Source organism: Pseudomonas sp. KCJK8993, assembly GCF_046230915.1.
Lineage (GTDB): Bacteria > Pseudomonadota > Gammaproteobacteria > Pseudomonadales > Pseudomonadaceae > Aquipseudomonas > Aquipseudomonas piscis.
Window position 1 is genome coordinate 21,557 of sequence record NZ_JBJJLO010000053.1, and the last position, 17,924, is coordinate 39,480.

Sequence of the window (17,924 nt, forward strand, 5' to 3'; positions counted from 1 at the left end):
CTTCTGCCGCTCAATGCAGCGCCTTGTGCTGTGCTTGCAGCCTTGCCGCCAATTCACCCAGTTGCTGCTTCTCATAGAACAGGTCGGGCATCAGCCGGGTGCCGAAGCGCTTGTTCAGGCTATCGGTCAGTTGCATCACCATGATCGAGTCCAGCCCCAGGTCATGCACCTGTGCCGACTGGCCGATCTCCTCGGGCGAGAACCCCAGCTTGTGCTGCAACTGTTCCTGGATGAACGCCAGTATCTGGTCCCCTGGATCGCCGGCACCGGTATCCGCCCTGGCGACCTGCGGCTTGGCCTCGCCGCCGGAGCTGGCCTGTAGCGACGACCGGGAAACATCGGCGACCTGCCCCGCAAGCCATGGGTGGTCGTGGTCGATAGCCGCCAGCTGGCGTTGATCGAGATGCAGGCTGACCCGATCGGCCTTGAGGCAGATCCGCGCCTGCTCATCGAGTACCAGTAAGCAACAAGCCAGGCCGTCGGCTCCCAGCCCGATACCGCTGAGCACCACCGTGAAGTCGCCGACCGGTGACTGGTAGCAGCACAGCTGCTCGATATTGCCTATCACTACCTGGGCCTGGCCCAGCCCCAGCTGGTCCAACAACAGGTAGAACGCCTTGTCGAGGGTGGTCGCCAGGTACGGCGTCAGGTGCAGGTTGGCGGCGTGGTGATTGTGCCGGTTGAGCGGTGGCCGGCCTTCGAGCAGCAAGCCACTGCCGCCGACGACCCACCCGCCGGTGTTCTCCAGGTAGGGAGCAAAATCGTAGCCGGCCCGGGCCAGGCGTTCGTTGGCATCGGTGGCCGGTTGGCGGCTCAACAGCTCGTCGGCGGCATCGAGCCAGGATTGCGCCACGACCGGTTGCCCGCCCGCCAGTGGGTTGATCAGGGCGAACCCCAGGTTGATCGACTGGCCATCCTGGCGTAGCGCATCGAACTCCAGCTCCAGTTGCCCGGCATCGATTTCCAACAGGCGATAACGCAGCCCGCCAACCGTCGCCCAATCGCCGATGAAATGCTCGAAGGCGCAGGATACCGCCAGCGTGCAGCCGTCGAATCGCTCCACCAGCGCCGGCATCGCCAGAGCCACATCGACGAAGTTGAAGGCACCGAGGCGCTGGCCGCCGGGTGCCCGGTACAGGTAGTCGAGCAACTGCGCCGGTACCAGTTCGCAGCGAAACAGCGCGCCCTCAGCGGTGCTGGGGCAACTCTCGCTCACCAGTGGATGCAGTTTGCGGGTGAACATCGACGGGTTGATGATCGCCGACTCGTAGCCCGGCTCGGTGTACCAGCAGCGGTTCCTCTCGAAGGCGTAGGCTGGCAGGCTGATGCGCTGTGGCTGGCGCTCGTACAGGCTGGTCCAGTCGACATCGTTGTCGCCCCCCAGCCAGCGCCCCAACAACGCCGCCAGCGGTTCGTCCGCCCGGGGCAAGCGACTCGCCGTGGTTTCCGGGAAGTGATAGAAGCTTGCGTTGTCGTAGCGGCCCTCGCTGCACTCCGCCAGGCCATCCAGCAGTGCCTGGCGGTTGGCGCAGCGGATCACCAGGCGGTTGCGCAGGTTGTTCTTGCCCACTTGCAGCGTGTAGGCGACCTGGGCCAGCGAAGCATCGCTGCTGGCCAGCCAGGTACGAAACTTTCTGAGGTTCTCCGCCAGCAGCGCCAACTTGTGCACCGAGAACACGAACGCCAGGCACTCATCCGCAATCTGCCCGGCGGCGTCCGCTGGCGGCACGAACTCCTCGACGATCATGTGGGCGTTCATGCCCCCGGCAGCGATCGACGTCAGGCCGGCGCGCCGTGGCAAGCTCTGCAGCCGGCCGTCGACCAGGTGCTCCGGGCGGCGCCACTCGACCAATTGCTGCGGCACCTTGAAGGGCGAATCGGCGAAGTCGATGTCCTGGTTGAGCACCCCCGAGTGGATCGAGGGAGCGATCTGCCCGTGCTTGAGCTGCAACAGGGTCTTGGTCAGCCCGGCCACGCCCGAGGCGGCCAGCAGGTGGCCGATGTTGGATTTTATCGAGCCCAGGTAGCAGAACTGCTTGTCCTGGGTATGGGGCATGAACGCATTGCGCAACCCCAGGACCTCGATCGGATCGCCCAGGCGTGTGCCCGAACCATGGCCCTCGACATAGGAAATCGACGCCGGGTGCACCTTGGCCTGCTCCATGGCCTGGCGAATCGCCAGGGTCTGCAAGTCCGGGTTGGGCACGTTGAAGCCATTGCGCTCGCCAGCATTGGTGACCGCCGAGCCCTTGATCACCCCGTAGATCTGGTCGCGATCGGCGATGGCCCGATCCAGGCGCTTGAGCAGCACCGCCCCGACGCCTTCGCCGATCACCGTACCGTCGGCGCCCACTCCGTAGCTGTTGACCGACCGGGAAGTGATCGAGGTGAAGTTGCCCTGGGAGGTATTGACCACCGTATAGGGGTGGTACATCAGGTTCAGGCCGCCGGCCAGGACCATCATGGTTTCATCGTGGCGCAGCATCTGGAAGGCGGTATGGATGCAGGTCGAGGACGACGAACACATGGTATCGATGAACAGGCTCGGCCCGGTCAGGCCATAGAAGTACGACACCGTCATGGGAATGGTGGCCATGCCCGAGCCAGAAGCCATGGCGCCGCCGGACAGATTGTGTTCGAAACCGTAGTAGTGATAGTCGTTGCTCATGGCTCCCAGCAGCACACCGACGTTGCCGCCATAACGGCGTTGCAGGGTCTCGCGGGAATAGCCGGCGTCCTCGAAGGTATGCACCGCGGTTTGCAGGAACAGCCTGACTTCCGGCGACATGTGGTCGGCATAGACCTTGGGCATCTTGAAGTAGCTGTAGTCGAACTTGTCCACATCCTTGATGAATGAGCCGTTGATGCACGTGGTCTTGCCCAGCACGTCACGGTTCTTGTAGTAGAGCTTGGCATGGTCCCAGCGCTCGGCGGGAAACTCCTCCATGCAGTCGACGCCATTGGCCAGGTTGCGCCACAGCTGGTCGATGTCGTCGGCCCCCGGGTAATGGCCGCCCAGGCCGATCACCGCCACGTATTGCGCCAGGTCGCTGTCCGGCGTCGACTCCTCGGAAGCCGACGCCACGGCCGCTGCGGCACGGGCGAAGCGATCCACCGGCGATGGCCCCGGGGCGATGCCGGCCGCTGGCGCCAAGGCATCACCGGCGAACATAGCGGCGAAGTGCTGGCGATACTTCTGCGCGAAGTGCTCGACCATGCCGGCGATGTTGACGTGCTCGAACAGCAGGGTCTTGGGCAACGAGCCCAGGTGTTTTTCCAGTTCGTTGGTCACCCCGACCGCCATGATCGAATCGAACCCGTAGGCCTCGAATTTCTCCGCCGGGTGGATCTTCGCCGCATCGACCTGGGTCACCTTGGCCACGATCTGCACGATGAAGGCCTGGATCCGCTGGCGCAGCTCGCTGTCGCCGAGGCCCGCGCCGCTGTCGACGCGGGGTGGCGCTCCAGCCGGGGGGAGCCCCTGGCCGGCAGGGGCCAGGCCGATACCGGCCAGGCGCGCGGCCTCGCCATACACCACCCAGGCCTGGGCGGTGACCGACTCGGCTAACAACAGTTGCAGGCTTTGCAAGCCCACCTCCTGGGGCATGGGCACGATGCCAAAGCGTTCGCGCAGTTGTTGCTCGATCACTGGCGCCAGGCCCATGCCACCGTCGCGCCACAACGGCCAGTTGATGCTCAGCGAGCGGCCCTTGCGCTTGCCGTCGGCGCAAAGCGCTTGCCGATAATGCATGTAGGCATCCATCCAGGCGTTGGCACAGGCATAGTCCGCCTGCCCCAGGTTGCCCAGGGCCGCCTGGGATGAACAACAGACGAAGAAGTCCAGTGGCCGTTCGCCAATGGCCAGGTCCAGGGCCTCGAGCCCCCTGACCTTGGCCGCCAGCACCTGGGAGAAATCACTGGCGCGCTTGCCCGGGATCAGGCCGTCGCGGATCACCCCGGCACTGTGGATCACCCCGTGCAGTTCACCCTGCCCGGCGTGGATGGCATCGATCCAGCGGTTCACGGCCGCGGCGTCAGCGACATCCAGCGCCTGGTAGAACACCCGGGCGCCGAGCGCCTGCAGTTGTTCGAAGGCCTGCTGCATCTTCGGTTCGCTGGCCGAACGCCCGGCCAGGTACAGCACCGGGTTGCGGCAACTGCCGGCAATATGCCGGGCGAACAACAAGCCCAGGCCGCCGGCGCCGCCGGTGATTGCATATACCCCGCCGTCGCGCCATGGCCCGGGCTCGCGCTGTGGCTTGGAGGCGACGGCCAGCTCATGCCATTGACGGGCATAGAGGCTGCCGTTGGCCAGCACTCGCACCCGCTGCCGGCAATGGACGCGGCTCTGCTGTTCGATCATCCGGTACATCCCCGCCTCTCCCAGGTCGGGGTCCAGCAGCACCAGCCGCGCCTGCAACTGGCCGTTTTCGATCATCGCGGTGCCGAGCAGCGCCTCCAGCGCCCCCAGGCGCAGGTCGGACTGGCCCTGGACGACATAAAGCTGCAGGTAGTCGCCCGCCGTGGCATCCCGCCGTTGCAGGTAGTCGAGCAAGGCCAGCGCCGCAGCCTCGTACACCGCCGCGCCGGTGGCCCCGGGCGCCCCGGGCAACAGGCTGACCTGGGCGCCGAACTGCTCGCGCAGTCGCGTTACCACGGTATCCGGCAGCCCCAACAGCAGCAGCTGTGGCCGGACACCCTCTGGCAGCGGCTCGCCGGGGTCATCCAGGCTCTGCCAGGACGGGGTGCGGATCGAGCGTGCCAACTCGGTGTCGTCTTGCCTGGCCTGCGCTACCGGCAACACCGAGGCCTGATCCTGGATCCGCCGTGAACTGAACCCTTCCAGTTGCAGCAGGCACTGGCCGGCCTGGTCGTGGATCTGCAGGTCGACCTTGTCGACCGTCGTGCCGGCCGGCAGCGCTCTACGGCTGGCGAGCACCGTCAGTGGACCGTCGCGCAGCGCCTGCTCGAGCGAGCCATGCACCCGCAGGCGGTCCAAGGCGAACGGTAGCGCCGGGCCCGTCGCCTGCGGACCTTGCCCCAATACCGTGGCGATATGCAGTGCACTGTCGAGGATGCCCGGGGGCAGCGCGACGCCGCTCATCTGCGGATCGAGGGCACCGGCCGACAACTGGCCGAGCACCTGGTCGCGGCCCAGGCGGATCTGCCCGGCCGCGCGGAAGCTGCTGCCGTAGTGCACGCCCAGGCTGGCGAAGCCCTGGTACAGCGCTTCGTGGCTGCGCTCGCCCAGGTCGCAGCCGGCTTCCAGCTGCGCCAGGTCCAGGGCGGCGGGAGCGACCACCGCTGCCAGCAGCGCATCGCCCTGGGCATGCAGTTGCTGCTCGCTGCCGTCGAGGCTGTAGATCTTGAACGACAGGCGATCGCCTGCCTGGGGCGTGAGTTCACAGAACAACTCGATCTCGCCGGCTTGCACCGTCGACAAAACCAGTGGCCGCAGCCAGGCCAGGTTGCACAAGGTGACGTGCTGCATGGTTCGTTCGCTGGCACGGACGATGGCCTCGCGCGCCATCTCCAGGTAGGCGACCGCGGGAAACACCCGTTGCTCGCCGATCCGATGATCGACCAAAAAGCGCTCCTGGCCACTGAAGCGGCTGGCGAAGCACGGGCGGGCCAGGGTCGAGAGGTTGCGCTGCAGCAGCGGATGCAGCCATTGGGCTTGCGGCCCGGTCGCGGACGACTGGCGCTGGCGGGCCTGGGGCCAGTAGCGCTCGCGGGCGAACGGATAGCCCGGCAGCGCTATGCGCGCCGGCGGCGTGGCGAACAGCCGTCCGCCGTCGAGTTCATAGCCCTGGCGATAACAGTCCGCCAGCCCCGCCAGGGATTCGCGCAGCGTCTCTGCCTCCGCGCCCCGGCAATCGCCCTGCAACTGCTCGATATAGCGCACGACGGTCTTGCCCGGGGTGAAGTCGCGATCCACCTCGCCGGCGAACAGGTTGGGCCGTTTCTCGCCGGCCAGGTAGCACTGCAAGGCGTAGCACGTTTCCTGCAGGTCCGCCGCCACCAGTGCCAGGCGATGCCGGAAGTGATGGCGACCTTCGAGCAGCGTATGGCTGATGGAGGGCAGTTGCTCATCCAGGTAGCCACCGCGCTCCAGCGCTGTCTTCAGCTGTGCGGCCCGGTCCTGGAGGGCCTCGGCGCTCTTGGCCGACAGCACCAGCAAGTAGCACGCCTGCCGTGCTTGCCCCGCGGCCGGTTGCCGGCTGTAGTCCTGCAGCACCACGTGGGCATTGGTACCGCTCATGCCGAAGGCACTGACCGCCCCGATCCGTTCGTGCCCGCGTCCGGCCCGGGGCCAGGCTTTGTTGGCCTTGTTGACGTAGAACGGACTCTGTTGCCACTGGATGTAGTCGTTTTCCTGTTCGCAATGCAGGCTGGCGGGAATGGTCTCGTGGCGCAGCGCCTGCACCAGGGCAATGACACTGACCAGGCCCGAGGCGGCGAAGGTATGGCCCAGGTTGGTCTTGGTCGAGGTCAGTGCGCAATGCCCCGGGGGATTGCCGCGGAACGCGTCGTTCAGGGCATTGATCTCCACCGGGTCGCCCAGCTGGGTGCCCGTGCCGTGGGCCACGATGTAGTCCACCTCCAGGGTCTGCAGTCCGGCGCGCCGGTAGACGTCCTCCAGCAAGCGTTGCTGCGAGGCGCCACTGGGCGCGGTGATGCCGTTGGTCTTGCCGTCGTAGTTGATACCGCTGGCCCGCAGGGTCGCGTAGATCCGGTCGCCGTCGGCCTCGGCCCGGGCCAGGGGCTTGAGCAATACGCAACATACGGCCTCGCCCGGGACCATGCCGTTGGCCCGGTGATCGAAGGCGAAGCACTTGCCATCCGGCGAGAGCATCCCGGCCTGGGTCATGCCGATGAAGGCATCGGCCGAGAAGATCAGGTTGACCCCGGCGGCGATGGCCATCTCGCATTCCTGGTTGCGCAGGCTGGAAGCGGCCTGGTGCAATGCCACCAGCGCCGACGAGCAGGCGGTATTGATCGCCATGGCCGGGCCGGTGAGGTTCAGGAAGTAGGCCAGCCGCGAGGCGAGGATGCCGTTATGGCTGGAGGTCAGGCTTTCTTCGCCGGCCAGCCGCTGGAAGTCGCCCTCCTCGACGCCGACGAACATTCCCACCCGCTGCGCCGCCAACTGGCGCGGGCCGATTCCGGCATCCTCCAGGACGTTCCAGCCCTCCTGCAACAGCAAGCGCTGGCGGGGATCGAGTTGGCTCGCCTCGCGGGGCGAGATCTCGAAGAACAGCGGGTCGAACTCGTCGACTCCCGGCACGCTGCCCATCCAGATGCAACGGGTCTTGGCCGGGTTTTCCCGGGGATCGCCGTAGTGCTCGCGCCAGTCGTAGCGTTGCGGTGCGATCTCATCGACCATGTCCCGGCCTTCGGCCAGCAACTGCCACAGTTCATCGGGGCTACGAGCCCCGGGAAACCGTCCGCTGAGGCCGATGATCGCGATGCTGTCCGCCTGGGTCCCCGGGCTCGCGGCCTGTGGCATCGGCGTGGCTGGCTCAAGCACAGGCTCAGGCTCAGGGGCCGGGCCCTGGGGCCGCAGGTAGCAGGCTTCGACGGCTTGCCGGTGCTGCGTGAGCAAGTAAGCGGCCAGTTTCGCCAGGGTCGAGTGGCTGAAGAATACTTCCGGGGTCAACTTCAACCCCAGGTGCCGGCTCAGCAGCCCGGCATATTCGGCCAGGCTGATGGAGTCGAAGCCGAAGTCGGCCAGGTTGCGGTCGTCGTCCAGCGCCTGCCGTTCGGCCTGCAAGGGCCTGCTCGCCAAGTCGCGCAGGTCCCAGGCCAACGCCTGCTCGAGACTCAGGCCCTTGAGTTCCGGACGCCCTGCCCCTGCATGCCGCGTCGACGCCACGGTGGCGGCCTGGGGCTTGGCGAGCGGCCGGTCGATGCCCGCCACCAGTTGCCGCAGGCGTCCGGGTTGCCCGGCCAGAACCATGACCTGCTGGATATCGCTGGCGACGGCCCTTTCCAGCCAGTCCAGGCCCTCGGCGCTTTCCAGCAGCCGTTGGCCGCTGGACTTGAGATAGAACTCGGTGGAATCGCCCTCGCCCAGCGTCATCCCACCTTCGCGCCATAACGGCCAGTTGATCGTCACCACCCGCCGGGCCTGCTTGGCCTGGACATGCCGGGCGTAGGCCTGCTGGAAGCGGTTGGCCATGGCATAGCTGCAGGCGCCCATGTCGCCGAGCAGCGCCGAGCTCGAGGAAAAATGACAGATCAGTGCCAGTGGCTGCTCCGCCAGCACCTGGTCCAGCACCTGGCTGGCCTCGACCTTGGCCTTGAGCACCGCGGCGAATTCCTGCGGCGAACTGGCCAGCACGTTGCCACTGGCCTTGAGGCCGGCGGCATGCACCAGGCCATCGATCGGCCCACTGTGGACCAGGACCTGGGCCAGCGCGGCGGTCAGTGCCTGGCCATCGGCGCAATCGGCCTGGACATGGAAAACCCGGCAGCGCGCATGACCCAGCGCCTCGATGCGCGCCCGGGCGCTTGCCGACAACGGCGAGCGCCCGTTGAGCAACAGCTGCAAGCGGCCGCTGGAGCGTTGCCTGGCCCGCTGCGACAGGTGGTTCGCCAGCAGCCAGCCCAGTTCGCCGAGCCCGCCGGTGATCAACAAGGTGTCCAGCCGCTCCAGGGCCAAGGGGGCGCTGCCAGCCCCGAGGGTGACAGGAACCAGCGTCGGCCGCAGCGGCTCAAGGTCCTGGTACAGGCGGCTGCCCGGCACTTCGCCGCTCAGTTGCCGCCACACCCGTGGCAACCAGCGGTGATCGTCGGGCGAGCCCTGGGGGCAATCGATAGCCACCGTCACCGGGCAGTCGAGCAAGGTGCCCAGGGAGCGCTCGATGCCGATCCACGACTCCAGGTGGCAACGTTCCAGGACATCCCTGGCGCGTCCGGCCAGCAATAGCCGCTGGATGGGCCTCGCGTTGGCGGCCATGGCCTTGAGCAAGGCGACGATCGGGCTGCTGTCGCTGGTCCAGCGCCGATCGTCCATGGCCCACAGGTACAGCACGCGGTCGGGGCAAAAATCGGCCAGCGCCTGGTGCAGGCCCTGCTGCAGTCGCTGCGGATCCTGTGCCGCGACTCGGCGCTGGCCATCCTCGTCAGGTTCGTTGGCCAGGGCCGCGGCCACGAACAGCAGTTCGCTGCCCGGGCTCAGGGTCTGCGCCACATCGGCCAGTTGCCGGCGTAGCGAGGGATCGCCCAGCAGGCACAGCACCCGCAGCGGCCGAGCCTCACCCTCGGGTTCGGCCACGGCCAGCCACTGTTCGCTGAAACCCAGCAGCGCGCTGTCGGCGCTGCCGCTGCCGAGGCTTGTGGTGTCGCCAGTCGCCGTGCCCTGGGCCGGGGCTTCCAGCCAATAGCGGTCCTGGGCGAAGGCATAACCGGGCAGGCTGATTCGTGCCGGCAAGCAGTCGGCGTCATGCAACCGCTCCCAGTCGATGCTCTGCGCCGGTTCGCTGAGCCACAGCGCGGCCAATTGCGAAAGGTCTGCACGGTCCAGGGCCTGGTTGATATCGAGGCTGGCGGCGGCAAAGGTGGCGTCGCGCTCGCCAGCGCTCCAGGCTTGCAGCTGGTGTTGCAGTTGCTGCAAGTCGGTGACCAGGAAAATCGCCCGGGCCGCCATGGCCTCGCGGCCGACTTGCAGGGTGTAGGCCAGGGCGCCGAGATCCGGAGCCTGGTGCTCGAGGTAGGCCAGCAGTTGCTGCACCTGCTGGCGCAAGCGCGTGTCATCGCGCGCCGAGAGCGGCACCAGCACCGGCTGGCCATGGTGGATGGCGAACCGGCGATGTTCACGGTACTCCTCCAGCACCGCGTGGGCATTGGTGCCGGAAAACCCGAAGGAACTGACTCCGGCACGCCGTGGTGTGGCCTGTTCCGGCCAGTCGCGGCCTTCCAGGTCGATCAGCAGCGGTGAGTCATCGAGCCTGATATGGGGGTTCTGCTCCTGGAAGTGGCCCAGGGCGGGCAACTTGCGGTGCTTCATCTGCTGCACCACCTTGAGCACCCCGGCGATGCCGGCCGCCCCCTCGGCATGGCCGATGTTGGCCTTGACCGAGCCGATATGGCAGAAGCCCCGGTCCTGGGTATAGCGGGCAAAGGCTCGCTTGAGGGCATTGATCTCGATCGGATCGCCCAGCCGGGTGCCGGTGCCATGGGCCTCGATGTAGCCAAGCGTCCGCGGATCGATGCCGGCGTTGCGCCAGGCCTGCACTATCACGTTTTCCTCGCCGGTCACGCTGGGCGCCGTCAGCGATGGGGTATAGCCACCGTGCAGCGCCGCCGAGCCCTTGATCACGGCATGGATCGGGTCACCATCGGCCAGGGCCCGGGACAGCGGCTTGAGCAGCACGGTCGCCACGCACTCCCCTGGCACATAGCCGTCGGCGCGGGTGTCGAAGGTGTGGCAACGGCCAGTGGGCGACAACGCGCGGATCGTCGAGAAATAGCGGTAGTGCCAGGACGACAGCAGCAGGTTGCTGCCACCGACCAGGGCCATGCCGCATTCGCCGTTGCGCAGGGCGACGCAGGCCGCGTGCAACGCGACCAGCGACGAAGAGCAGGCGGTATTGAACATCAGGCTCGGCCCCTTGAGGTCGAACCAGAAGGAAATCCGGTTGGCGGCGATGGTGCCGCTGCCGGTGGCGATGTACGGGTCCATGGGCAGGCCGAGCTCGCCGATCTTGTCGACATACTCGTTGAAGCACGAACCGATGAACACGCCGGTGTCGCTGCCACGTAAGCGGCGGATCACCCCGGCATCCTCGGCGCAGGTATAGGCGCTCTGCAGCAGCAGGCGCACCTGCGGGTCCATCCACTGCGCCTCGCGACGCGACATGTTGAAAAAGCCGGCATCGAAGCGGTCGACCCCGTCGATGAAACTGCCCCAGCGCGAATAGGTCTTGTCCTTGGCCTCGGGATCGGCATCGAACCAGGGCGCAACGTCCCAGTGATCCTCGGGCACGGTCTTGATCAGCTCGCGGTCGTGCCAGATATTGCGCCAGAACTGCTCCAGGTCGCCGGCCTCGGCGAACTGCCCGTGCTGGCCGATGATGGCGATATCCTGCTCGCTTGCGTCACGGTGTCCGGCCCGCGCGGTCGGCGCGCTGTTCGGGGCGGGCGCCGGCGTCGCACCGGTGCTCTCCGTGGTATCCGGTTGGTCGAGCAAACGGCCGAAGGCCGCGCCGTGCTCCTGCCAGAGAAAGCCCGCCAGCTCGGCCAGGCTCGGGTATTCGAAGAACACCGTCGGCTCCAGTTCGATGGCCGTGGCGCTGGCGATGCGTTGCGCCAGGTCCACCAGGTGCGCCGACTCCAGGCCCAGGTCCATCAGATTGCGCTGACGTTGCTGGCGACTGATGCCGCTGGCGCCGATCCCGTGCAATTGGGCCAGCAGGTAGGCCTCGATGGCCTCGCGGCTGGCGCCCTTGGCCGGTAAGGCCGGTTCCAGGTTGCTGTTGCGCAGGCGCTTGAGCGAGCAGCCGCTGAACTGCGCGACCAGTTCGCCGTCGTCGCTGTACAGCCCGGCATCGAACAGCAGCAGTTCGCCGGAGTTCTTCAGCAACTGCCCACGGATCCAGCCACTCATCGGGGCTTGGCGGCGGTGCAGCGTCAAGGACTTGATCCCCAGGGGAATATGCATGCCGGACAGGCTCTCCCCGTCCAGCAGCGGGACGATGCTCAAGAATGCGCTGTTGATCAGCAAGGGGTGCAAGCCGTAGGGGCGCTCGTCATCCACCACCACCCGGGCCAGCACCTCGGGACGTTCCGGCTGCCGGTAGAGCGCTTGCAGGGTGCGATAGCTGTCGCCGATGAACAGCTGTTCGCTGACCTGGTAGATGGAGGCCGGGTCCAGCCGGGTCATCGTGCTGCTCAACTCGACGGGAGCGATGGCCTGGTGCTCGGCAGCCACCGCCGTCAGTTCGCCGCTGGCCGCCACTTGCCAGGGCGCCTGCGCGCTGCGTCGGCATACCGCTTCGAACCCGGGCCCGCCAGCCCGGATCGCCACCTCCAGCTGCTCGCCACTCGCCAGTGCCACTGGCGCGGCGAACAGCAGCTGGTTCAAGCGCAACGCCTCGCCCTCGGCGAGCTGGCCCAGCCCCTGCTCCAGCGCCAGGCTGGCATAGGTCAGCCCGAGGAGGATCCGTCGTTGATCGAAGCGATGATCGCGCAGGCAGGGTTCGTCGTAGCGATACACCGCGGCCGCGACCAGGTCGGCACCGGCCGTGGGCACCTGCAGCCGACGGCCTGCCGGCCCGGACCGCAGGCTGGCGCGCAACTTCTCGAACTCCCGCGCCGCCTGCTCCAGGCTGATCTCCTGGCGCTGGATCCTGCCATGCAGAGCCCTGATTCTACTGTCCACTGCTCTCTCCAATCCTTGGTTGCGGTAGTGCCTGCATGAGCCAGAAGTACGCTGTGCCCCGCGCGTTCATGCGCCACTCAGGTCGAGCAGGGCCTTGTTCGAAGGGCGCAGGAATGGCAGGTAGGCCGGCGGTGGCAACTTGCCCACCAGGCGCGGCACGATGCCCCTGGGCCCCAGCTCCCTGGCCAGCATGGCGATGAACAGGGTGATTTCCAGCGCTGCGACATGGCGCCCGAGGCACGCGTGGGGCCCGCCCCCGAACTGGCAGGTTTCCACCTGGTTCAAGGCACGGTCCAGGCCCAGCCAGCGCTCCGGCCGCCAGCTGTCCGGGTCCGGGTAGCGCTCGGGATTGCGCGACACGTGCAGCAGGCTGACCCCGGCCATCACTCCGGCGGGGATGGTGTGCCCCATCAGCTCGAAGCTGGTGTGCACCTTGCGCATCTCGAAGGGCGCCGGTGGATACAAGCGCATGGTTTCACGGAATATCCCCTCGGCCAGCGGCACCTGGCTGGCCAGCTCCTCGTGGGTCACGGGCATGCTCGGCAGCCGGGCGACCTGCTCGCACAGCTGTTGCCAGACCCCCGGATGTTGCGACAGCTGCAGTACCGACCAGGCCATCACCGCCGCGGTGGTCTCGGAACCGGCGAAGCCCAGGCCGAGGATGTTGTGCACCAATTCGACTTCGGACATGCCATTGCCGTGGTCATCGCGACCGAAGATCATCGCCCCCACCAGGCTGTCGTGATCATCCCTGGCCCGGGTGTCGGCGACGATCTGCGCCACCCGTTGCTCCAGCCAGCGCCGCGCCTTGCGGCAGCGCCAGGCCGGGAAACCGGGCAGGTTGATCTTCAACGGGATCATGCCGAGGAAGAACTCTTCGTATTGATGGCGCCACAGCTCCAGCTCCTGGGTCTGGATCCCCAGGATACGGAACACCACCTCCAGGGCGATGTCCTTGGTCTGCGGGAAGATCGCCAGTTTGTTTTCCCGGCACCAGTGGCTGACGCGCCGCTCGATGGTCTGCACTATGGCTTCGCCGACCTGGGCCCGGCTCAGCCCCCTGGGGGTGAAGGCGTCGGTGCTGGCCTTGCGCGCATTGCGATGGCGCGGGCCATCGAAGGCGTTCATCGCCTCACCGGTGATCACCGGCATTTGCTCGCGCAGGTAGGAGTTGTCGGTGTACTTGTTCTGCAGGATCGCCAGGCCCGCCTCGTCGGTGATCTGCAGCACCGGCAACTGGCTACCGAAGTAGGTCCAGAAGATCGGTCCGCATGCAGCCTCGGCCTGGCGCAGTTCGCCGAGCGCGTCCTTGCCGATCCGGTGGACGTGGCCCAGCAAGGGGAGCTTGCCCGGCATGACCGGGAAGCCGTCCTTGAGCTTCATATTGGCCGCCGGCGACCGGGCGGGCCGGCCCGCGCCGTGGGCTGCGCTGGTATCTCCGTGGATCGCTGTGGGGGTGTCCTGGGTCTGGCTCATAACATTCCCTGTTCGCTGGTTGAGCGGGTGAGCAGCTGGGTAAATTGCGCAATGTCCATTTCGCCACCACTGATGCGCCGGTACAGCTCGCCGGAGAACAACGCCGAAGAGGTCGTGCCGGGCTCCGATGCAGGTAGCGGATGCTCGAACGCATAGCCGGGCAGCGCGATGCGATTGCCGCCCCGGGGATACCGCGCCGGGATGTCCAGCCCGGCGCCATGGCACCAGGCCGCGGCTGCTTGCCTCAGCGAACCCGCGGCGAGCGGCGGCTCGCCGGCCTCGATGCCCGTGCTCGCCGAAAGCCAGCAATCACCCACGGGCAGGCCGGCCAGCAGCGACTCGAGTCCGGCCAGCAGTTGCGCCCGATCCTGGACCACCAGCGCGGCCCGGTGGGCCAGGCGGTGTTCGCGCAGGGCTAAACTGTAGGCCAGATCTGCAATTTCGATAGTCGGATGTTCCTCTACCAGCGCCTGGAGCTTATGCAGGTAGAGCATCAGGCTCGTGCGGCTGGCTGCGGCGATGATCAACAATTGCTCGCCCACTGTCCTCTCGCGCTGCGCCCGGGCGTCCCGGTATTCCTCCACCACCAGGCTGGCGTAGGCACCGCCGGCGCCGAAGGAGTTGATCAGGCAGCGCCGTGGCTGGCCGTTCGCCCCTGGCTCCCAGGGCCCGCCCTCGAGCTGCAGGCGCAATGGGCTGCCTTCCAGGCGGATATGCGGATTCAGCGGCTCGGCGTTGATGGTCGGTGCCCATTGTCGATGTTGCAGTTGCAGCAGCACCTTGGTCAGTTGGGAGATGCCCGACGCCGCCTCGAGATGACCGATGTTGGATTTCACCGTGCCCAGGGCGCAACTGCCGGGAGGCAGTTCGCCAAAGACCTTTTTCAACGCCGCCACTTCGATCGGATCGCCAAGCTCGGAGCCATTGGCCGCCGCTTCGATATAGTCGATTTGCGCCGGTTGCAGGCCCGAGCGGCGCAAAGCCTCGGCGATCACGCTGGTCTGCTGGCGAGTATTGGGCGCCGAATATTGCAGCTTGCCGCCGCCATGGTTCAGGGCCGAGCCCTTGATCACCCCGAGGATCCGTTCGCCATCGGCCAGCGCCGTCGCCAGCGGCTTGAGCAGCACGGCGCCGGCGCCCTCGCCTGGCAACATGCCGTCGCTCAGGCCGAAGCCACGACTGAGCGTCGAGGTGCCAAGCAGATTGGCCTGCTTGAGGGTCTGGTAGCGCGACGGATCGAGGATCAGGTTGACGCCGCCGGCCAACGCCATCGCGCACTCGCCCTGCAGGATGCTCTGGCAGGCCAGGTGGATCGCCGACATCGAGCTGGCGCAGGCGGTATTGACCGCCAGGCTCGGCCCCTTGAGATCGAAGTGATGGGAAATCCGGTTAGGCAGTTGCCAGTCGGTGACATTGGCGGCGATCGCGACGAGCTCGGCACTCTCCTGGCCTACCGCCGGCTGGTTGTACATCGAGCCGATGAAGACCCCCACGGCTGCTCCAGGCTCCTGCTGCAAGCGCATCAAGGCATCGCGGTTGTAGCCGGCGTTCTCGAAGGTCAGCCAGGCCACTTCGAGCATCTGGCGCAGCGGCGGCGAAAAATGTCGCGCCTGGGCTTCGTCGATGCCGAATGCCTGGTGGTCGAAGGCCGTGACCTGTTCCAGGAAGCCGCCGTAATGGCCTTGCACTTGGCCATCAGGGGTTGGCCAGCGCTGGCCCTCGGCCGCGCTGACGCAATTGCGCCCGTTGCGCAGGTTGTCCCAGAACGCCTCCAGGTCGGTTGCCAGTGGATAACGACCGCCCACCCCGATGATGGCGATATCGCGTCCGTGAACCTCTGGCTCTGCAGGACCCGCAAGTTGCGCGCCGGCCACCGGGCCTCGTAGCCGGCTGGCCAGGGGCGCGCGTACCGTCGGCGCCGCGGGGGCTGTCATCGGCGGCGTGGCCGCGGTTAGCGCCGCCGCGAAGCGCGCGGCCAGCGCCGGTCGATGTTCGGCCATCAGGTAGCTGGCCAATTGGTCGATGGTGTTGTGTTCGAACAGAAGGGTGCGCGACAGCTCACCGGTAGTTTTCTCCAGGGCCTGGATCAGGCTGATCTGCAGGATCGAGTCGATACCATAGCGATCGAAGGCCATGTCCCGCTGCAGGCGTTCGGGCGCCATGTTGACCAACTGCGACACCACCTGCGTGACCCATTGCCGGCACTGCCCGGCCAGCAGTTGATCGTCGCTGGCCATGGGCTCGGTGTCGGCGGCCACCGGTGCCGCGACCACGGCCGGCGCCCACTCGACCGCGACCGGCAGGCAGGCCACGCCATCGCTGGCCGCGACGATGATCTGCTGGCCCAGGCCATGGCTTGGCGCAGCGGGGAAGGCGATGCGCTCGAAGCCCTGGGCCTGCAGCAAGTGCCGCCAACGCTCGGGATACAGGCCCGGGCAGCCAGGAATCCGCAACGCCGTATCGTTGTGCAGCCACCAGCCTTCGAGCAAGCCGAAGGTCAGATGGGTGAACAGCGAACGGTCGCTGATTTCGTTGAGCACCAGCAGGCCGCCCTGGCGCAGCGCGCTCTTGGCGTTCTGCAAGGTACGCCGCAGGTCGGCCGTGGCATGCAATACGTTGGTGGCGATGACCAGGTCATAGCGCTGCGGGTCGATGCCTTGCTCGGCGCAGGGTTTGTCGACATCGAAGATCGCCGTGCGCAGATAAGGCGCCCGGGGCGCGAAATGGACCTGGGCATGGCGCAGGAATGCCTGGGAAATATCGCTATAGCAGTACTCCTCGATGCCTTGTTGCCACGGCCGCAACGCCTCGATCAACGTGGCGGTGGTACCGCCGGTGCCGGCGCCGATCTCCAGGATCCGCAATGCTTGGCCACTGGCGGCCTGGCGCTGGGCGACATCGGCCACTACCTGGCCCAGCACCGCATTGAAATAGTCGCAGATCCGGTTGTTCTGGTAGACGCCCTCCACCAGGCTCATCGAGCCATCGGGAAACATCACGGCGGTGGCGGCCTGTTCACCCCGCAGGATCGCCGGCAGTGCTTCCATGCAGGCTTGCACCAGGTGCAACTGCGCCTGCAAGTCGGCATCGCCCCGCCACGGCTGGCTGGCTTGTTGCCATTGCCTGCGCAGCGCCGCAGGCTCGGGCAGGGGCGACAGCAGGTGGCCCTGCTCGTCGATATCGGCGTTCTGTACCAGTAGCCGCAGGCTCTCGCGCAACCAGCGGCGGTAGAACGGCTGGGCCCGCAGGTTGGCCGCCACCGCCGGCGCGGCGGCTATCCGCTGTTCGGTCAGGGGCCCGCCGCCGGCCAACTCGCCCAGGCAGGCGAAGATATGGGCCAGCAGCAGCCGGTTCATCTCCCCGGCCGCCGCGTGATGCTGCGGTGCCGCGCCGGCACCATGGGCCACCTCCGACCACGACTCGCGAACCAGCGCCGGCCGCGCCGGGTAGCACGCCAACTGCCATTGGCTGTCGATGCCGGTGATCGCCATGGGGCGCAGTAGCTTGATCAAGCCCAGTTGCGCCAAGGGGCTGGCCAGCAGGCGATCGAGCGCCGCCATGCCCTCCGGCGGTTCGATCGAGCCCAGGCCCTGGGCAGACATGCGGGCCCGATAGGCCGGATCGGCCACCACCCCGACGGACCCCCAATACCCCCAGTTCATCACCTTGACCGCACAGGCCAGCTGTTGCCCGAGCTGCGCGGCGAAGGCGTCGGCAAAGGCGCAACCGGCGGCGTAGTTGCCCTGGCCGGCGGCACGGCTGAAGGCATTCATCGACGAAAAGAACAGCACGAAATCCAACGCCGGGTTGTCCGCCGCGCCGCAAGCCGCGGCCAGGGCGATGCAACTCAGGCGCTTGGCATCGAACACCGCGCGAAATCTCGCCTCGTCCATCTGCGCCAGGCGCGCATCGTCCAGCACCAGTGCCGAGTGCACCCAGCCATTGATCGGCCCGCAGGCCTCGGCGACCTGCCGACTGGCCCGCACCAACTGTTCGGGGTCGGTGGCATCGGCCTGCAGGTACAAGGGCGGGGCCGCATCATGCTGCAGGGCCAGTTGCGCTA

3 protein-coding genes are annotated in these 17,924 nt (G+C 67.1%); all 3 read right to left on the reverse strand.

The annotated features are described in order from the left end of the window. Positions 1-10: 10 nt before the first annotated feature. On the reverse strand, positions 11-12,385 hold the full coding sequence (locus ACK6AU_RS17675) for an SDR family NAD(P)-dependent oxidoreductase (protein ID WP_409300338.1): 12,375 nt from the start codon (positions 12,383-12,385) through the stop codon (positions 11-13). Between the two features lie 66 nt (positions 12,386-12,451). Further along, the gene (locus tag ACK6AU_RS17680) at positions 12,452-13,861 is read right to left on the reverse strand and encodes a cytochrome P450 (protein ID WP_409300340.1); all 1,410 of its coding nucleotides are present in this window, start codon (positions 13,859-13,861) and stop codon (positions 12,452-12,454) included. Beyond that, positions 13,858-17,924, reverse strand: a 4,067-nt coding sequence (locus tag ACK6AU_RS17685) for an SDR family NAD(P)-dependent oxidoreductase (RefSeq protein ID WP_409300342.1), incomplete at its 5' end; no start/stop codon positions are given. The genes ACK6AU_RS17680 and ACK6AU_RS17685, both read right to left, overlap by 4 nt.